Here is a 17,610-nt window from a genome sequence, read left to right as displayed (position 1 = left end):
TCCTTTCGGGCGGTCGGCGCCGCCTTTCTCCACGGTAGAGCGAACCCGGGGGGTTGTCAATCCCCGTGCCCACGGGTAATATTCCCTGAGCGGGCATAAAAAGGAGGCGAGCCATGAAGAGCTACCGGAAGGAACTGTGGTTCAACGTGCCCACCCGGAGGGCCTTTATCAACATCACTCCCCAGGTGGAGGAGTGCGTGAGGGAAAGCGGCGTCAGAGAGGGCCTTGTCCTTTGTAACGCCATGCACATCACCGCGTCCGTCTACATAAACGACGACGAGCCAGGACTGTTGAAGGATTATGAGGACTGGCTCCAGTGGCTGGCCCCCCACGAGCCCCTGGAGAAGTACCGCCACAACCGGACGGGCGAGGACAACGGCGACGCCCACCTGAAGCGCCAGGTGATGGGCCGGGAAGTGGTGGTTGCCGTCACCGGGGGCAGGCTGGACCTGGGGCCATGGGAGCAAATCTTCTACGGGGAGTTCGACGGACGCCGGAGGAAGCGGGTCCTGGTAAAGATCATCGGAGGCTAGGCCTCTCCGCCTTCTGGTAGTTGACGGCCTTTTCTTCTCCCGCTATACGGAAGAGGGCGTCCCCTCCAAGAAGCTCCTTGAGCCGGCCGGGCTCCACATGCCGGTAGAAGACGGGGGTGAGGCAGGTGGGGTCCTTCGTCGCCCCAAACAGGTATCTTCCCAGTGAGGGGTCTCTCTGGATGAGCCCGGTCAAGGGAAGGCTCCGGTAGAGGCGCAAGGTGGCGTTGACCACGACCTCGTCGGGGCCGGCTGCATGCAGGAGGTGGAGCGTCCTTTTGAGGTGGTCTTCGTCCTCGCCGGGGAAGCCCGTCAGAAAATCGATGCTTAGCCTCAGGCCTTCGGCCCGGGCCGCCCGCACGACATCCACGACGTCCCTCCAGTAATCGACCGGCCTCTGGAAGCTGTCCACCGAAAGGGTTATCAGGTAGGCTCCGGTTTTTTTCAGGAGAGAAAAGAACCTGCCGCCGTGGTTTCCGGGTTTCATGTACAGCGCCCAGCGAAGCGGCAGCTCCCGCCCAAGGAGCCTTTCGAGGAAGGCGAGGCAGGCCTCCAGGTCCTCGTTGAATTCGGGGTCGCAGAGATGCAGGTGCGTGTTGCCGTGCTCGACGAGGTCCTCCAGCTCCGAGACCACCTGCTCGGGCTTCCGGAGGAACACCGGGGTGCGGGCCTCGATGCAGTAAACGCAGCCCGAGGAGCACCCCTTGTGGGTCTCGAAGCCCCCGATGCCGTCGCGCTCCCTGTAGGCGGCGTAGTCCAAGTAGGCGCAGCGCCGGCGGAAGGCATCCGGCGGCCTCTCGCCCCTGAAGACCTTTCCCGCGCTCTGGAGCCCCCCGTCCCCAAGCAGGACCTTCGGCAGAGACTTCTCCCCCGGGCCAACCACGGCGAGGTCCGCACCGAGGAAGTCCCTCATGCCCTCCGGGTTGGCCGCCAGAGCGGCGCCTCCGATGATGACGGGGGCCGGGCTCAGCTCACGCAGGCGGTCGATGAGGGCCCGGATGTCGGGCAGAAAGAATTCCGTTTCCGGCGTAAGAACGGTGTCGACATTGCGCACCGTGACGCAGAGGGCATCGGGGACGAAATCGGCCACCGTCTTTTCCGCCTCCGAAATGGGGTCGGATGCGAAACAGAGGTCCAGGACGCGTACCTGCAGGCCCTCGCCGGTCAGGGCGTGTGCCAGGTACTCAAGCCCCAGGGGGATGACCGGAGGCGACTGATAGCGATTCGGGTTTATGAGCAGAACCTTCTTTATGCGGGACATGGCCCTTCCAGCTTATCAGATTGAGGAGAGCAATCTCCCAGGGGCTTCGCAGGCTTGAGTCTATGCCGGCTCTCGATGTACATAGTATGCCGATATCAAAAAGTATGCCAGGATGACATGGATATCCCGACGTTCGCCTAAGTGCTTGATAATTCAATGATAGTAGTGGTGCTTCGCACGGGAAGGGGTGCTCCCGGTGTGCCGTTACATCCACAGGAAAATCTCAAGAGCGGAGAACTGTGGGTCTTTTGGCAGGAGAAACAGGGGGTTTTCAAGCTCGAAAGAGGGATATCCCGCAGGAAGAGCGGGAAAACATCAGCCCGTGGGAACTAACGGTTGGGGCTGTCCGGGTCGGCAAGGTTCATGATCCTGTTTTTGATATCCCGTTTGGCCACCTCGATGGCGCGCTGCATGACCCTGATTTTCTCCGTTTTCGAAAGGGCTTTCCAGAGCTCCGGGTCCCTGACGATGCGCAGCGCTTCTTCTTCCGTCAATGCCTGGTTCTCCTCCATTGCACGTTCCCGCGGCAGTTCATTCACCATTTACTTGCAATCACTATGCCAGAAGCGCCCGGTTGGTCCCGAAGGGTGCGAGGAAGGACATGATACGTTGAAAAAAGCCTCACCCTGAAGTATAGTCAAGGGCCTTTATGGGAAACCTCATAAGCTTCGGAGGCATATTCATTCTGCTGGGGGTGGCCTGGCTCCTTTCGGAGCACAGGCGGGCCGTGAGCTGGGCGGTGGTCCTCTGGGGACTTGTGATTCAGGCGCTGGTGGCGGTCTTCATCTTTCTTGTCCCGGTGGGAACAAAGTTCTTCCTTCTTGTAAACTCCCTTGTGGTCAAGGTGCTTGAGAGCGCCACCGCGGGGACGCGGTTTCTCTTCGGAAGGCTGGCGCTTCCGCCCGGGGCGGCGACGGAGGCCGGAGAGAAGTCCCTGGGGTTCATCCTGGCCTTTCAGGCCCTGCCCACCATCGTCTTTTTCTCCAGCCTGGTGGCGGCCCTGTACTACGTCGGCGTGATGAGTTGGCTGGTGCGGCAATTCTCGCGGCTTTTCACCAGGCTCATGGGAGTCAGCGGGGCCGAGTCGCTCTGTGCGGCGAGCAATATCTTCGTGGGCGTGGAGGCGGCCACCACCGTCCGGCCGCACCTGATCGGCATGACCCGCTCGGAGCTCTGCACGTTACTGACGGCCGGCATGGCCACCATCGCCAGCAGCGTCCTGGCCTTTTATGTCTTCATCCTGAGAGGGGAGTTCCCCACCATCGCGGGCCACCTGGTCAGTGCCTCGGTGCTCTCGGCCCCGGCGGCCATCGTGATGTCGAAGCTCCTAGTGCCGGAGACGGGAAGGCCCGAGACGCTGGGCATGGAGGTAAGCCCCCGGTACCAGAGGGAGTCCTCCCTCATGGAGGCCATCATAAACGGGGCGAATGCCGGCGTGCGGCTGGTGGTGGGAATTGCCGCGCTTCTTCTGGCTTTTCTGGGGATTGTGGACCTCCTGGATTCGGCGCTGCGCGGGTTGGGCGGGCTTCTGGGCCTTCGAGAGACGTTTTCCCTGGGCGGGCTCCTGGGGTATCTGTTTTATCCGTTCACCCTGGCTATCGGGGTCCCCCGTGCCGACGTGATGAAGATTGCCCACCTTCTGGGGGAACGGACCGTGGTGACGGAAGTGAAGGCGTACCAGGACCTGGCGGTCCTCATGCGCCAAGGGGCCCTGGAGCCGCGCTCGGCCTTCCTTGCCGCCTATGCCCTCTGCGGCTTTGCCCATGTGGCCTCCCTGGCGATATTCGTGGGAGGGATAGCGGCGCTGGTTCCGGAGCGCACGCGGGACCTTTCCGCCCTGGGGTTCAAGGCCCTCCTGGCCGCCACCCTGGCCTGCCTCATGACCGCGGCCGTCGCCGGCACGTTCTTCCGGGACGCCTCCATCCTCATGGGCGGCTGAAGTGGCCGTCTTCGTTGAGAGATTTTGCGTGAGAGGGCCAGGGGCTGTTATACTACGAGGATTCAGGCTCTAGAACGGAGATTCTGAGGGGAGGCCAATGTCCGTATCGCTCAAGACCGAAAGGCTCCGGCCCGTCGTGGCCGAGCGCGTGGTGCCGTTTTTCGAGGAGCTGCTGGAGAAGGAGGACGGCAACATCCATTCCCTCCATGTGGTGGGCAGCGCCCTCACGGCGGACTTCAACGAGCAGACCTCGGACGTCAATTCCGTGGTTGTCCTCAAGGAGATGGACCTCCGGTTCCTCGAAGTCCTTGCGCCCAGGGGCAAGAAGTACCGGAAGCGCGGCGTGGCGGCCCCCCTCATCATGACCCCGGGGTACATCACCGCCTCCCTGGACGTTTTCCCCGTGGAGTTCTTGAGCTTCCGCCTCATTCACGAGACCGTCTACGGCGAGGATGTCTTTGCCCTGATAGAAGTGGACAACGGCGACCTCCGGCAGCAGTGTGAACGGGAGCTGAAGACGAGGCTCATCGGCTTGAGACAGGGCTATATCTCTTCCCTGGGGGACGTCCGGACCCTGACGGAGACCTACGTCAAGGCCATGAGGTCCTACGCGCCGGTCTTCAGAGGAATCATCCACCTCAAGGGCGAGGCCCCTCCGGAGCGCTATGAGGACATCGTCAGGGAGCTGGCCCGGGTGACCGGGGTGGACTGCGACATATTCATGCGCCTTCTCAGGGGAAGGCACGAGAAGCTCAAGCTCTCCCAGGAGGAGGTAAAGACGGTTTTTGAGACATACTACCGGGCCACTGAGGCGCTCGGAAAGGTCGTGGATGAGATTGCGCTTTAGCCTCCTTGCCGTTTTCTTCCTCTTGCTGCCGGTCCTCTCGCCGCCGGCACTCGCCGATGAGATTCCCGCCACCCCTCCGCGCTATGTCGTGGACCTGGCTGGCATCGTGGAGGACGGGGCGGAGACGAAGCTCGACGGCTATCTGAAGGAGCTCGAGCAGAAGACCACGGCCCAGGTGGTGGTCCTGACCGTGAAGAGCCTCGAGGGCATTCCCATCGAGGACTTTTCCCTGCGTGTGGCCGAGCGCTGGCAACTCGGACAGAAGGACAAGGACAACGGCCTCCTGTTTACCGTGGCTGTGAAGGAGCACAGCTACCGCTTCGAGACGGGCTACGGCCTGGAGGGCATCCTGCCGGACAGCCGCCTCGGGACCATCGGAAGACGGTTCATCGTCCCGGCCTTCCGCAAGGGAGACTATACGGGCGGGATAGCGGGGGCCGTGCTGGCCGTGGCCCAGGCCATCGCCGATGATGCGGGAGTGCAGATTACGGGTATGCCGCGGCTTCCAGCGGGAGGAGGGGCATACGGCAGACAGCACTCTCCGGAAGGCGGCCTTCTGGGGACCCTTTTTCTCCTGGCCCTTGCCCTGGGGGCGGGGTACATGTTCATAAGGCATCCGAGGCTTTTCCTGCTGATGCTTCTTTTCTCCGGCATGGGCGGCTCGCGCAGAGGCTGGGGCGGCTCGGGCGGCTTTGGCGGTGGAGGCGGTTTCGGGGGCTTCGGAGGCGGAGGCGGGGGAGGCTTCGGGGGCGGCGGCGCCTCGGGAGGCTGGTAGAGGCAGCCCCGGAAGGCATCAAGAAAATGCCGTGAAGAAAGCCAGAGGAGGGCCGGGGTTCGGCCCCCTCGTGAAGGAGGTTTCGGGAATGTCCAAGGGAGCAAAGGTGGGGCTCGTTGCGGTGGCCGTCCTGGCCGTCCTGGTCATCGGCTTTGGAGGATGGGCCATCAGCGGCTATAACAATGTCGTGTCCATGGACGAGAACGTCAGCGGAAAGTGGGCGCAGGTGGAAAACCAGCTGAAGAGGCGCTATGACCTCATCCCCAACCTGGTGCAGACCGTCAAGGGCTATGCCTCCCACGAAAAGGAGCTTTTCACGCATATAGCCGACGCGCGCACGAAGTACTTCCAGGCCGGGAACCGCCGGGAGCAGATAGAGGCCTCACAGGGGGTCGAGAGGGCGCTCTCGAGGCTCCTTCTCCTGAGGGAGCAGTACCCCCAGCTTCGGGCCAACGAGAACTTCCTCAAGCTCCAGGACTCCCTGGAGGGAACCGAAAACCGCATCGCCGTGGAGCGGAAGCGCTATAACGACGCGGTCCAGGAGCTGAACACCTATATCCGGACCTTCTATGGCCGGTTCTTCGCCACCCTGGCGGGCGTGCAGAAGGCCGAGTACTACGAGCTTCCGGAGGGGCAAGGGGAGGTGCCCCAGGTGAACTTCCAGTAGAGCCGGCTATCCTTGTCTCTTTTTGAGGGCGGCCGCGACTGGTCGCCGACTGGTCGGCGGCTGGTCCCTCAGCGCCTGGCGGCGGTGACCTCGAGCATTCTGTCCAGGGCCCGCTTGGCGGGGACGCGGATTTCCTCGGGGACGGCGATGACGTTTTCCATGTTCCGAAGGGCGTTCAGGACGCGCTTGAGGGTGGTCTTTTTCATGTTGGGGCAGACCATGTCCTTCCGAAGGGGGTGGAAGAGCTTTTCGGGGTTGTCCTTCCGGAGGCGGTAGAGAAGCCCCACTTCCGTTCCCACGATGAACTCCCGGGCGTCGGAGGCCTTGGCATAGCGGAGCATCCCGGAGGTGCTGGTCACGTGGTCGGCCAGGTCCAGGACCTCGGGACGGCACTCCGGGTGGGCCATGAGAACGGCCCCGGGGTGCTCCTGGCGGGCGTGCAGGACGTCCTTGGCCGTTATCCTGTCATGGACGTGGCAGAAGCCGTCCCACGCCACGACCTGCTTCTTCGTGTTGCGCTGGGCCCACATGGAGAGGTTCTTGTCGGGCACGCAGATGACCTTGTCCCCGGGCAGGGACTCCACCACTTCCACCACGTTGGCCGAGGTGCAGCAGATGTCGCTTTCGGCCTTCACCTCGGCGGTGGTATTGACGTAGGCCACCACGGGGGCCCCGGGGTGCCGGGCCTTCATGTCCCGCAGGGTAAACTCCGGGGGATAGATGAGGGTGGGCTGCTCTTCGTATCCGGGAAAGGTCTTCCAGACCTTGCGGGGGGCGTCGACGCGTATCATGTCGGCCATGGGACAGCAGGCCCCCAGCTCCGGCAGGAGGACCGTCTTTTCGGGGGAGAGGATGGAGGCCGACTCGGCCATGAAGTTCACCCCGCAAAAGACGATGACCTCGCAGTCCAGCGAGGCCGTCTTCCGGGAAAGCTCCAGGGAGTCGCCCGTGAAGTCCGCCATCTGCTGGACCTCGTCGCGTTGGTAGTTGTGGGCGACGATGACTGCCCGCCGTTCGTCCTTGAGCTTGAGTATCTCATCTCTCAAAGCAGCGTCCTGCATGGAGACCTCTACTGTGAATAGGTAAGGTAATAGGTGGAGTCCGTGTAGAGGACCGTGCCGTCTTCGAGCACCACCCGGTAGACCTCCCTGGAGACTTCCTCCGGCTCTGATACCTTCAGGAGCCGGGAGCCCCGATAAATGGAGAAGATTTTCTCTATGTACCGCTGGGTCTCTTCGATGGGAGGGACGGCGCCGTACTTGAGGACCACGCCGGGCCCGGCGTTGTAAGCCGCAAGGGCCAGGGTCAGGTCCCCGTCGAATTTCCTCAACAGGGCCTTCAGGTACCGCACCCCGGCGTCTATGTTCGCCGCCGGGTCCAGGAGATTATACACTCCCATCTGCTCGGCTGTCTTCGGCATGAGCTGCATGAGGCCCAGGGCCCCCTTCCTCGATACCGCCCGCGCGTCAAAGGCCGACTCCGCCTGGATGAGAGCGCTTATGACGTCGGGGTCCATGCCGTACCGTGCGCAGGCCTCCTCGATGAGGTTGCGATAATCGGGCCTGCTCGAGGGCCTCGTAAAAGCCTCTTGAGGCTCTTCGTTCACCACGACCTTCACCGCGTCGGCGGACGTGGGGCTGTCGGTGAAAGTCAGCACGCCGTTATCGTCGACATACACGTACGTGTCGGCCATTGCACAGGGCGCAAGCACCAGAAAAAGCACCAGGGAAAGCCCCAGTCTCTTCATCGCCCATCTTAGCATTCCGCTTGTTAACATGTCAAAGATAAAGAATATTTTCTGTGACCCGTATCCTTGTCTTTTCCCGGAGCCCTTTGATAGAATCAGCGCCATGGAGGACCTCCGGGAAAGGCTCGTCAGGCTCGTCAGGGAGCGCTCCTTTCTCCGGAGCAAGAAGCCCGTCTTCCGGCTTGCCTCGGGAAAGATGAGCAAGGTGTACTTTGACCTGAGGCTCACCACCCTGTGCCCCGAGGGCCAATATCTCATCGGAAACCTCCTCTATCAGAAGCTCGAGGAGGCGGGGCTCAGCCCGCGGGCAGCGGGCGGCCTCACCCTGGGGGCCGACCCCGTGGCATGTGCCCTGGCCTACACGTCCTTCATGAGGGGCAGGCCCATCGAGGCCTTTCTGGTCCGTAAGGAGCCCAAGGACCACGGCAGGGGCAGGCAGATAGAGGGCAACGTGCGGGAAGGCGACCCCGTGGTCATCGTGGATGACGTCCTCACCACCGGCGGGTCCACCATCAAGGCCCTTACCGCCGCCCGGGAGGCGGGCCTTGAGGTGCTGGCCGCCCTGGTGGTCCTGGACCGCCAGGAACAGCGGGGCAGGGAGAACGTGGAGGAACTCTGTCCCCTTTACTCCCTCCTTCGGATGGAGGACTTCGGCGATGCTCTCTGAGGGCGGCCCGCAGTCCGGAGCCCCGGAACTCGGGCCCGACATCGAGAAGGAAAAGCAGAAGAACGTCAAGATAGCCATCGGCATCGCGGCCGCGGGCATCACGGGGGGCATTTTCATTTACGTGGTGCTCTTCGCCCTCATGTTCCTTTTCCCCTTCGCCGTCTTCAGTTTCCTCCCCGACATGGAGTTCCCCCGGGACATGGTCAGCCTGGAGGGCAAGAAGCTTCTCGTCTTCACCGAGAGCGTCAATCCGCCCCGGTCCTGGGAGGAAAAGCCCGTGGAGCGCACGACCATGGAGGCATTCGAGGAAGGAAATTTCACCGAGCCGGTGCAAGTGAAGCCCTTCGACTCGGTGACCGAATGGAAGGGAAGGGCTTATTTTCTCAATAAGGGCGGCTATCGCATCTACGACGGCCGGACCTGGACTGAGCACCGGTCCGCCGCGGTGGGAGACAGCGCGAAGGGGGCGGCCGGCCCCCCGGGGCTCTGGGTCCTGAGCAAACACGACGGGACGCCGGCTCTCACCCTCATCACCGGAAGCGGGTCCAAGGAGGCCTCGCTGCCGGAGGGGATTGGGGGCGCGAGCTTCTGCCGGATGCGTCTGATATGGGGGCAGGATGCCCTTCATCTTTTCTCCCGCCGGGGCCAGGTGCTTACCCACTGGCGCCGTTCGGAGACGGGAGCCTGGCGGGCCATGGGCTCTTTTGATGTTGTAGGCAGGAGCAATGTTTTCCGCTTCGGAGACTGGCTCGTCCTCTTGACAAAGGCCCCCGACGGTGCCATCGCCATGCGCTCCTTTGACGGAGAAGTGTGGTCGGAGCCCCGGGACGTGGGCGTCGGAGGACCCTTTACCATGCAGTTTCTGGCGGCGCAGTACGGGGGGGACATCGCCCTGCTGACCATGGAGCCCTTCAGCGTGGAGCTCCATGTCCTCGGGAAAGGTGGCGCCGTCAAGCGGGAGCGCCTGAGCACCTCCTTCGGCACGGCCATGATGGGGAAAGTCCTGGCGGCCAACGGGGTGTTCTGCGCGGCCATGGTCCTCTTCGTCCTGGGCGTCTCGGCCGTTGTCAACCGCTACAAGCTCAGGCGCTGGCCCGTGGGGGAGGGGCGGACGGTGGAGTTTGCCAGCCTCTTCCGGCGGTTCGTCGCCCATACCCTGGACATGCTCATCACGCTTCTTCCCTTGAGCGCCCTGATCAGCATTTTCATTGTTCGGGGGTTCCCGAAGACGGACCCCATGAGGCTCATGGGCATCATGCTCCTGGGCGGCCTGGCGTACTTTCTGGGAATACTTCTTTACTTCAGCCTCTTTGAGGGACTGTTGGGCAAGACGCCGGGGAAGTGGCTCACGCGGATAGAGGTCAGAAAGGAGGACGGGAGCCCCTGCACCCTGGGACCGGGCTTTCTGCGCAACGTCCTGAGGATTGTGGACGCCATGTTCTACTACATGGTAGGCGCGGTGGCCATAGGGGCCACCCTGAGGTGGCAGCGCCTGGGGGACCTGGCCTCGGGCACCGTTGTGGTCATGAAAAGAGGGCACAAGGGCCAGTGAATAGGGGCACTGGTGCCCCGGGCGCGGCCCGCAGGCCACGGCCTGAGCGACCTGACATCGAAGCGGCTTGCTCAAGGGACGGCTTGATTTGAGGGTGGAGAAGGGACTGGTCACAAAAAGGGCACTGGTGCCCCTCAGCGGATGTCGGACTCCCAGAGCCGGGGGTCCAGGGCGTCCCGGAGGCCCTCGCCCACCAGGTTATAGCTGAGCACCGTCAGCAGGATGGCCACGCCCGGAAAGAGGGAGAGCCACCAGGCGACCTCGATGTTGTTTTTCCCGAGGGTGAGGATGTTCCCCCAACTGGGGTCCGGCGGCTGCACGCCGAGGCCGAGGAAGGACAGGCCGGCCTCCACCAGGATGGCCCCGGCCACCCCGAAGGTGGCCGCCACGAAGACGGGCGAAAGGGCGTTGGGCAGGACGTGCCGGAAGATTATCCGCAGACTCCCGGCTCCCATGGCGTCGGCCGCCACGACGAAGTCCCGCTCCTTCAGGGTCAGAAACTCCGCGCGCACCAGCCGGGCAACGTCCATCCAGCCGGTCACTCCGATGACGGCCATGATGATGTAGATGTTTGGTTCCGGGACCACGGCGATGACCGCGAGGATGAGAAAGAAGGTGGGGAAGGTGAGCATGACGTCCACCAGGCGCATGAGGACGGCGTCCGTCTTCCCGCCGAAGTAGCCCGCCAGGGCGCCCACGAAGATGCCAATGGTCATGGCGATGCCCACCGCCACGAAACCCACGGAGAGAGAGACCCGGCTGCCCCATATCATCCTTGACAGGACGTCCCGCCCCAGGTCGTCCGTCCCCAGCGGATGGGCCGCGCTCGGCGGGGAGAGGACGTTCTCTATGTCGATGGTCTTGGGGTCGTAGGGCGACAGAAGGGGTGCTCCCAGGGCCACCAGGGCCAGCATGGCCACCATGACCGCCCCGGCAACCGAGAGCTTGTTCCGCTTGAACCGGCGCCATATGATACCGGCCAGCCTCATCTTCGCCTCCCGCTCACCCGTATGCGGGGGTCGGCGAGGGCGTAGGAGATGTCGGCTATGAGGTTCCCAAGAAGGGTGAGGATGGCCCCGATGACCAGTATGCCCATCACGGTGGGGTAGTCCCGGGCCCAAGTGGAGTCTATGAAGAGTTTGCCCATCCCCGGAATGGCGAAGATGGTCTCGAAGATGACCGCGCCGCCGATGAGGGAGGGAATCATGAGCCCCAGGATGGTGATGATGGGCATGAGGGCGTTTCGGAAGGCGTGGCGCATGATGACCATCCGCTCGGAAAGGCCCTTGGCCCGGGCCGTGCGGATGTAGTCCTGGCGTATGACCTCGAGCATGCTGGTCCTGCTGTAGCGGCTCATCCCTGCCAGGCCGCCGAAGGCGGTCACCAGGACGGGCAGCACCAGGTGCCTGGCCACGTCGAGCACCTTTTCAAGGCCGCTCATCCCCGAGGTGTCCACGCTCTGAAGGCCCGAGATGGGCAGAATACCCAGGTTCACCCCGAAGAGAATCATGAGCAGAAGCGCCAGCCAGAACGAGGGCGTGGAGTACCCGACGAAGACGAAGACCGTGGATATCTTGTCGAAGAGCGAGTACTGCTTGACCGCCGAGAGCACGCCGATGGGGATGGCCACGACAAAGATGACCAGGATGGAAAGCGCGCTTATCCCCAGAGTGACGCGCGCCCTCTCCAGTATCTTCTCCGTGACGTCCCGGCCGTCGACGAAGGACGTCCCGAAGTCCAGCTTGACCACCCGCTCCAGCCAGTCTATGTACTGGACGTGGAGGGGTTTGTCCAGGCCGTAGAGCTTCCTCAGGTTCTCTATGGCCTGTGCCGAGGATTTGATGGACATCTCCGCCTGAAGCGACGCCGGGTCGCCAGGCGCCAGGTGGATGACCACGAAGGTGATGATGGTGATGCCGAAGAGAAGCGGCACCATCATGAGGAGCCTTTTGGAGATGTAATGGAGCATTCACTATTATCACGGCAAAATCGCCGCGTTTTCAAGCGAATGAAGGCCGGCGCGGCCGAGGTGCGGGAAAAGCGGCTTCTGTTTCTCTTATGAAGGGCGCTACCTCGCCTCGCGGCCCGCACGGTTCACCTTTGCATCCGGGTCCGCTATAATCTGCTCAGAAATTCGGATTCCGTCCAAAAAGGGAGGAGGCAGATGGTCCACCAACTTGCCGGAAAGCCCGCGCCGCCGGAGTTCCTCGCGAACGTTCCCCGGCTGCTCACCGCTTACTATACCAACGTCCCCGACCCGGAGAACCCCGCCGAGAGGGTCTCCTTCGGCACCTCGGGCCACAGGGGGTCCTCACTCAAAAACAGCTTCAACGAGGGGCACATCCTGGCGGTGAGCCAGGCCATTTGCGAGTACAGGAAGCGGCAGGGCACCGATGGGCCCCTCTTCCTCGGCATGGACACCCATGCCCTCTCCGAGCCCGCCCTGGCCACGGCCCTCGAGGTCCTGGCGGCAAACGGCGTTACGGTGATGCTGGACAAGGACATGGGCTACACGCCCACCCCCGTCGTCTCCCATGCCATTTTGAGCCATAACCGGGGGCGGAGCACCGGCCTGGCCGATGGCGTGGTCATCACGCCTTCGCACAACCCGCCCGAGGACGGGGGGTTCAAGTATAACCCTCCCCACGGCGGCCCCGCCGGGACGGAGACCACCAGGGCCATCGAGGAGCGGGCGAACGAGGTCCTCCGGGGCGGCCTGAAAGACGTCAGGCGGATGCTTTTCCAAAAGGCCCTCAAGGCGGAGACGACCCGAAAGTACGACTTTGTTACCCCTTACGTGGAGGACCTGGGAAACATCATCGAGATGGAGGCCATCTCCCGGGCGGGGTTGACCGTGGGGGCCGACCCCCTGGGGGGCTCCGTCGTGGGCTACTGGGACCCCATCGCCGAGCGTTACGGCCTGCGAGTGGAGGTGGTCAACCGGAGGGTGGACCCCGCCTTCGGCTTCATGCCCCTGGACAAGGACGGGAAAATCCGGACGGACTGCTCCTCCCCCTATGCCATGGCCGGGCTTATCGGCCTCAGGGACCGCTTCGACATCGCCTTCGGAAACGACGCCGACTGCGACCGCCACGGCATCGTCACCCGGTCCGGCGGGCTCATGAACCCCAACCATTACCTCTCGGCGGCGGTGTGGTATCTCTTCCGGAACCGCCCCGGATGGAGCCGGGAGGCGGCGGTGGGCAAGACCCTGGTGACAAGCTCCATGATAGACCGGGTGGCCGCCAGCCTGGGCAGAAAGCTCGCCGAGGTGCCGGTGGGCTTCAAGTGGTTCGTGGACGGCCTTCTTGACGGCTCCTACGGCATCGGATGCGAGGAGAGCGCGGGGGCGTCTTTTCTGAGGAAGGACGGCACCGTCTGGACGACGGACAAGGACGGCCTCATCATGGACCTTCTGGCCGCAGAGATAACCGCCGTCACGGGGAAGGACCCTGCGCTCCTTTATGGCGAGTTGGAGGAGCAGTTCGGCAGGGCGCTCTACAAGCGCATCGACTCCCCGGCCACGCCGGAGCAGAAGGCTGTCCTCAAGAAGCTCTCGCCCGAAAACGTCACCACGAAGGAGCTGGCGGGCGAGCCCATCGTAAGCATTCTGACCAGGGCCCCGGCCAACCAGGCCGACATCGGAGGGCTCAAGGTGGCCACCGAGAACGGCTGGTTCGCCGCACGGCCCTCGGGCACGGAGGACGTTTACAAGGTATATGCCGAGAGCTTCAAGGGAGAGGAGCACCTGGAGCAGCTCCAGGACGAAGCCCGCGCGATAGTGAACGCCGCGTTCCGCGAGGCGGGGGTAGGGTAGAGGGTAAGCCTTTGGCGGGCCTTTTGCCGTTTTGGGCGCAGCAAAGGCGCTGTCGGTTGCTCCGGGGTCCCTGGAATGCGAACTCCACAGGGTTGCACGTATCACAAATCGAAACCGTTAAAGATTTCATCCAGAAGTCAAGCCTAAAGAGATTTCGAGAAACGCGAAGGTTGCATTCTGAACTTCGTATATCCTTAACTTCCTGAATTATTGGAATTTTCAAGCATTACTTTTATTTACTTTTTCAAAAATTATCTTTGTCGTGTCAGCTTTCAGCATATCTAAAATTAAAGGTTGACAACCCATTTGACGCATGGTAATAGTTGCACAATGGGAGAGAGTATGGGGGGATAAAGCTCAGTTCATAGGCCTCAAGCATTAGCTCACCCGACAAGTCGAACCTTTCACGAGGAGGTAGCGGAAAGCAAGGGGTCTTAAAAGAATGCTGAGACGCTGTAACCTCATTCTTTTTCATTTAATTAGTCCCAAGGGAAGGCACCTTCATGCCCTGACACTGGGAGGTGTGCTGATGAAGATTCATTGAAATGCATTTGCGGAGAAGCCAAAGAATCTTGATTACCTATCAAAGGAGAGAAAAGCGATGCGAAATATTTTGCTAATAATATTGAGTTCCTTGTGCCTCATCGCCTTATCTACTTATGTTGTGGCTGCGCCGCCTGAGGTGGTTTGTGTTCCGGCTACGGCTCTTAATCCCGCCGTGCCCCACGATACATGGAGTGGAAAGGAGATCAGGCTAAAAGGCACCGCCCATGATCCCGATGGCGATGAGACCCTGGCCACCTATGAGTGGGATTTTGGGGATGGCTCACCAGTCGTGACGGGGACCGTAAGCAACTCTTATGTTATCCAGGCTCGACATACCTACATCGGCAACATCGGGGATATATTCGTTGCCAGGCTGACGGTGACGGATACAAGCGGTGAAACCGGCACTGACGACTATCTGATAGAGATAAGAGACGGTTCAGACCTCAAGGTCAAGGTAAACGTGGCCATTGACGAGGGTTTGTGGCGGCTCCACAAGAATCAGATGCGAGGGACTCTTTCTGACGGCACTTCCTTCGGCTACTGGCCTTACGGCTATTATTCTGATGAAACAAGTTGGACACGAGACAGCGGAACAGACGGTGATATCACCGGGACATGGCACCAAAGCGGCGATGGAGACTCTTTCCACCTGACTTTTAACCCAGATGGTACCTTTAATCTAGTTGGAACCGTTGATTGCGACGGCACGGGAACCTACACTGCCAGTGGAGTATATACCTATGACTCCGGCACAGGCATTCTTACGGTGAATGTCACAAGTTCGGACTTTGTCTGTAACGTTGAGGTTGGAACCGAACAATTTACAGTGTCAGCAATAACATCCACAACCATGACATGGACAGAACAAGTGCAGTGGTCAGTCTCCGCTACGGGGGCCAGTACCCAGGCATTCGAAATCCATGGCACATTGCCGGATGGCGACCCCGGTCAGGACCCTTATGTCGAAACAGTGCAGCGAGGTCTAAACTACCTCTTAAGCCAGATGCACAGTTCTGTGGTATCCCAAGATTCTACTTATTGTCCCTTAGGCAATCCCGATGTAAACGGCAACGGCTTTGGTATTGCTTGCTACACTGATTACTATCACTCAATGTATGAAAGCGGTATAGCCCTGATGGCACTGGCAAGCAGCGGCTGCCCTGAATGTATAGCCCCCACCGGAATCCCGGATGTAGCAGGCAGAAACTATCTCGACATCGCTCAAGACATGGTGGACTACTTCGCATATGCTCAGAGTGACCCCTATACCGGAGTTTTCAGAGGCGGCTGGCGCTACCATGGCAATGATGGAGAATCGGATAACTCAGTCTCACAGTGGCCCGTAATCGGCATGGAGTCGGCTGAGGTAAATTTCGGTCCAGCGGGTCTCGCTGTTCCACAGTTTGTCAAAGACGAGCTGAACCTCTGGATCGACTACATCCAGAATGATTATAGTGGCGGATCGGGCTATATGGGCCCGAATGATTGGGTCAACATTGCAAAAACGGGTGGGCTTCTCTGTGAAATGAAGTTTGTCGGCGACACAATTACATCCGCCCGTGTGCAGGATGCGGTTGATTTCATCTCCACGAACTGGGAGACAGACCCGGAGCATAACAGTTATTATGCCTTTTATTCCGTGATGAAGGGATTCCGTTTGTTAGGCATCCAGAGGATAAATCCGATCAATGACCCTTCAGGGTTCGATTGGTATGGAGACGCTGTCATGGGCTATGCGTTACTAACCGATATCCAGAATCCCGGTGGATCTTGGCCACCTGCTTCTTGGTCATCACATCCGTTAAGTAGCGCCTGGGCTATCCTGACCTTGAAGAAAACGGTTGTTCAGCCAGGCCCTATAGCTGATGCCGGCACTGGTGTGTCCAGTCATCCTCCGGTAATTGAGATTGCTTTTGATGGAACGGGCTCTTACCATCCGGATCCCGCTCGCAGCATAATTCAATACACTTGGGACTTCGGCGATGGATCGGCACCTGCTACAGGTCCGATAGTAACCCATGCCTTCCCCGCTGTTTATAATCCCGATGGCACAATAGACTGGAGCACCACAACTCAGTACTACACGGTGACTCTGACAGTAACCGATGACAATGTTCCGGCTCTTACTGATACTGATACCCTAACAGTACACATCACGCCGCCGCCCTGGCCTCCAGTCGCTGATGCAAATGGGCCTTACACAGCCTATGCATGTCAAACTATAACGCTGGACGGCTCGGGCTCCTACGACCCCAACGGCCAGTTGTATCCTGATCCCAATCACCCCTGGCATGGCGAGCTAATCAGCTGGGAGTGGGATCTTGACAACGACGGATATTATGATGATGCGACTGGCGAGACTTCGTCATGGTCGAGCTGCACCCTTGGTCTTAGCGTTGTGAGCTTGAGGATTACGAATACATTCGGCGATTCGGATGAGCATGATACAGTTATTAATGTTGTGGAGACTATGCCAGTATCAATCGACATCAAGCCCGGCAGCGACCCAAACTGCTTTAACAATGATGGACACGGTGTGATCCCGGTGGCTGTTCTTGGTAGCGCAGATTTTGACGTGAATAACATAGATCCCTCTACTGTGCAGCTTGAGGGACTTGCCGTCAAGGCAGTAGGTAAAGGGAACAAGCTCCTTTCCCACATCGAGGATGTCAATGGCGATGGCTTCGATGATCTCGTCATCCAAATCCAAGATACTGACGGGTCGTTTACCAGCGGAAGCGGAACTGCAGTGCTTACAGGCAACCTATATGATGGCACTGCCATCCAGGGAACAGACTCCATTTGCATCGTGCCATAGATAGCTTCAGGGGCGGGCTGAGAGCCCGCCCCTCTTCTATAATCCTTTTTACAGAGAATTAACACTTTTTATTGATCTGCACAATTCACTATTATAGATGGATGCCACGCTCTCGTGGCAAGCTCCGATTTTGCGGACTCGGAGGGGAGAGCCGCAGTCATTGGAAGGTGACACTTTTGCGATGTACAGGAAGAAGTGCGGGCCTCATTCATTTGTCACTTTGTCCCTTTTCCTTTCTTAAGAATCTTTTTGTATTCCTTCAATACCATTTCATCTTTTTTGGAAGGAGGCGCTTCGTGATATCCTTTGCGTTTCAATGCTCTGCTCAATGTCATAGTCCGCCAGAGGTTATTTAAGTGCTCAGGCCTGCGGGTAATGAATCTTTTATCGTCGACGAGTGCCTTCCAGTGGTTTAACAGCTTGACACATTGCTCCAACTTC

At 60.3% G+C, this 17,610-nt stretch carries 16 protein-coding genes; 9 read left to right on the top strand and 7 right to left on the bottom strand.

Features of this window, described 5'->3' with window-relative positions; translation table 11 throughout:
• Window positions 1-113: 113 nt before the first annotated feature.
• Window positions 114-533 carry a secondary thiamine-phosphate synthase enzyme YjbQ gene (locus P8Y39_03225; GenBank protein ID MEJ2191348.1) on the top strand — a complete coding sequence of 140 codons (420 nt, stop codon included), beginning with the start codon at window positions 114-116 and terminating at the stop codon, window positions 531-533.
• Here P8Y39_03225 and P8Y39_03220 read toward each other — a convergent pair.
• Both P8Y39_03220 and P8Y39_03215 read right to left on the bottom strand, forming a co-directional pair.
• Window positions 520-1,791, bottom strand: a complete 1,272-nt coding sequence (locus P8Y39_03220) for a cobalamin-dependent protein (protein ID MEJ2191347.1) — start codon at window positions 1,789-1,791, stop codon at window positions 520-522. The genes P8Y39_03225 and P8Y39_03220 overlap by 14 nt on opposite strands.
• 329 nt (window positions 1,792-2,120) lie before the next feature.
• A complete protein-coding gene (locus P8Y39_03215) occupies window positions 2,121-2,303 on the bottom strand; it encodes a hypothetical protein (GenBank protein ID MEJ2191346.1) in 183 nt (60 codons plus the stop codon).
• 137 nt (window positions 2,304-2,440) lie between these two features.
• On the opposite strand from P8Y39_03215, the gene P8Y39_03210 reads away from it, so the two are divergent.
• From P8Y39_03210 to P8Y39_03195, 4 genes are all read left to right on the top strand, one after another.
• Window positions 2,441-3,730, top strand: coding sequence for a nucleoside transporter C-terminal domain-containing protein (locus tag P8Y39_03210; protein MEJ2191345.1), 1,290 nt, complete (start codon window positions 2,441-2,443; stop codon window positions 3,728-3,730).
• Window positions 3,731-3,827: 97 nt separating this feature from the next.
• Window positions 3,828-4,577: a hypothetical protein gene (locus tag P8Y39_03205; GenBank protein MEJ2191344.1), complete on the top strand. Its 750-nt coding sequence runs from the start codon at window positions 3,828-3,830 to the stop codon at window positions 4,575-4,577.
• Window positions 4,561-5,352, top strand: a complete 792-nt coding sequence (locus P8Y39_03200; GenBank protein MEJ2191343.1) for a TPM domain-containing protein — start codon at window positions 4,561-4,563, stop codon at window positions 5,350-5,352. Before P8Y39_03205 ends, P8Y39_03200 begins: the two co-directional genes overlap by 17 nt.
• Before the next feature lie 31 nt (window positions 5,353-5,383).
• Window positions 5,384-6,019, top strand: coding sequence for a LemA family protein (locus P8Y39_03195; GenBank protein ID MEJ2191342.1), 636 nt, complete (start codon window positions 5,384-5,386; stop codon window positions 6,017-6,019).
• A gap of 68 nt (window positions 6,020-6,087) precedes the next feature.
• Here P8Y39_03195 and nadA read toward each other — a convergent pair whose 3' ends face one another.
• Both nadA and P8Y39_03185 read right to left on the bottom strand, forming a co-directional pair.
• The gene (gene nadA / locus P8Y39_03190; protein MEJ2191341.1) at window positions 6,088-7,080 is read right to left on the bottom strand and encodes a quinolinate synthase; all 993 of its coding nucleotides are present in this window, start codon (window positions 7,078-7,080) and stop codon (window positions 6,088-6,090) included.
• A gap of 8 nt (window positions 7,081-7,088) precedes the next feature.
• A complete protein-coding gene (locus P8Y39_03185) occupies window positions 7,089-7,766 on the bottom strand; it encodes a lytic transglycosylase domain-containing protein (protein ID MEJ2191340.1) in 678 nt (225 codons plus the stop codon).
• Window positions 7,767-7,869: 103 nt separating this feature from the next.
• Here P8Y39_03185 and pyrE point away from each other — a divergent pair, with 103 nt between their 5' ends.
• Both pyrE and P8Y39_03175 read left to right on the top strand, forming a co-directional pair.
• Window positions 7,870-8,433 carry an orotate phosphoribosyltransferase gene (gene pyrE / locus P8Y39_03180; protein MEJ2191339.1) on the top strand — a complete coding sequence of 188 codons (564 nt, stop codon included), beginning with the start codon at window positions 7,870-7,872 and terminating at the stop codon, window positions 8,431-8,433.
• Window positions 8,423-9,985 (top strand): RDD family protein, encoded by a 1,563-nt coding sequence (locus P8Y39_03175; GenBank protein MEJ2191338.1) that lies wholly within the window; start codon window positions 8,423-8,425, stop codon window positions 9,983-9,985. Before pyrE ends, P8Y39_03175 begins: the two co-directional genes overlap by 11 nt.
• 134 nt (window positions 9,986-10,119) lie before the next feature.
• Here P8Y39_03175 and P8Y39_03170 read toward each other — a convergent pair whose 3' ends face one another.
• The gene (locus P8Y39_03170) at window positions 10,120-10,974 is read right to left on the bottom strand and encodes an ABC transporter permease (protein ID MEJ2191337.1); all 855 of its coding nucleotides are present in this window, start codon (window positions 10,972-10,974) and stop codon (window positions 10,120-10,122) included.
• Window positions 10,971-11,954, bottom strand: a complete 984-nt coding sequence (locus P8Y39_03165; protein MEJ2191336.1) for an ABC transporter permease — start codon at window positions 11,952-11,954, stop codon at window positions 10,971-10,973. The genes P8Y39_03170 and P8Y39_03165 overlap by 4 nt, the downstream gene beginning before the upstream one ends.
• A gap of 195 nt (window positions 11,955-12,149) precedes the next feature.
• Here P8Y39_03165 and pgm point away from each other — a divergent pair, with 195 nt between their 5' ends.
• Complete coding sequence (pgm, locus tag P8Y39_03160) at window positions 12,150-13,802, top strand: phosphoglucomutase (alpha-D-glucose-1,6-bisphosphate-dependent) (GenBank protein MEJ2191335.1); 1,653 nt, start codon at window positions 12,150-12,152, stop codon at window positions 13,800-13,802.
• A gap of 601 nt (window positions 13,803-14,403) precedes the next feature.
• Complete coding sequence (locus P8Y39_03155; GenBank protein ID MEJ2191334.1) at window positions 14,404-17,169, top strand: PKD domain-containing protein; 2,766 nt, start codon at window positions 14,404-14,406, stop codon at window positions 17,167-17,169.
• A gap of 215 nt (window positions 17,170-17,384) precedes the next feature.
• Here P8Y39_03155 and P8Y39_03150 read toward each other — a convergent pair.
• On the bottom strand, window positions 17,385-17,610 hold a 226-nt coding region (locus P8Y39_03150; protein ID MEJ2191333.1), incomplete at its 5' end, for a hypothetical protein.

It is taken from the genome of Nitrospirota bacterium (assembly GCA_037386965.1).
Classification (GTDB): domain Bacteria; phylum Nitrospirota; class Thermodesulfovibrionia; order Thermodesulfovibrionales; family JdFR-86; genus JARRLN01.
Note: the sequence above shows the minus strand (reverse complement) of the source record. Positions and strands in the feature narration are given on the sequence as shown.

Excerpts from the sequence above, each read along its gene's own strand:
- P8Y39_03225 (MEJ2191348.1), top strand. The coding sequence starts at position 114 with ATGAAGAGCTACCGGAAGGAACTGTGGTTCAACGTGCCCACCCGGAGG.
- P8Y39_03220 (MEJ2191347.1), bottom strand. The coding sequence starts at position 1,791 with ATGTCCCGCATAAAGAAGGTTCTGCTCATAAACCCGAATCGCTATCAG.
- P8Y39_03215 (MEJ2191346.1), bottom strand. The coding sequence starts at position 2,303 with ATGGAGGAGAACCAGGCATTGACGGAAGAAGAAGCGCTGCGCATCGTC.
- P8Y39_03210 (MEJ2191345.1), top strand. The coding sequence starts at position 2,441 with ATGGGAAACCTCATAAGCTTCGGAGGCATATTCATTCTGCTGGGGGTG.
- P8Y39_03205 (MEJ2191344.1), top strand. The coding sequence starts at position 3,828 with ATGTCCGTATCGCTCAAGACCGAAAGGCTCCGGCCCGTCGTGGCCGAG.
- P8Y39_03200 (MEJ2191343.1), top strand. The coding sequence starts at position 4,561 with ATGAGATTGCGCTTTAGCCTCCTTGCCGTTTTCTTCCTCTTGCTGCCG.
- nadA (MEJ2191341.1), bottom strand. The coding sequence starts at position 7,080 with ATGCAGGACGCTGCTTTGAGAGATGAGATACTCAAGCTCAAGGACGAA.
- P8Y39_03185 (MEJ2191340.1), bottom strand. The coding sequence starts at position 7,766 with ATGAAGAGACTGGGGCTTTCCCTGGTGCTTTTTCTGGTGCTTGCGCCC.
- pyrE (MEJ2191339.1), top strand. The coding sequence starts at position 7,870 with ATGGAGGACCTCCGGGAAAGGCTCGTCAGGCTCGTCAGGGAGCGCTCC.
- P8Y39_03175 (MEJ2191338.1), top strand. The coding sequence starts at position 8,423 with ATGCTCTCTGAGGGCGGCCCGCAGTCCGGAGCCCCGGAACTCGGGCCC.
- P8Y39_03170 (MEJ2191337.1), bottom strand. The coding sequence starts at position 10,974 with ATGAGGCTGGCCGGTATCATATGGCGCCGGTTCAAGCGGAACAAGCTC.
- P8Y39_03165 (MEJ2191336.1), bottom strand. The coding sequence starts at position 11,954 with ATGCTCCATTACATCTCCAAAAGGCTCCTCATGATGGTGCCGCTTCTC.
- pgm (MEJ2191335.1), top strand. The coding sequence starts at position 12,150 with ATGGTCCACCAACTTGCCGGAAAGCCCGCGCCGCCGGAGTTCCTCGCG.
- P8Y39_03155 (MEJ2191334.1), top strand. The coding sequence starts at position 14,404 with ATGCGAAATATTTTGCTAATAATATTGAGTTCCTTGTGCCTCATCGCC.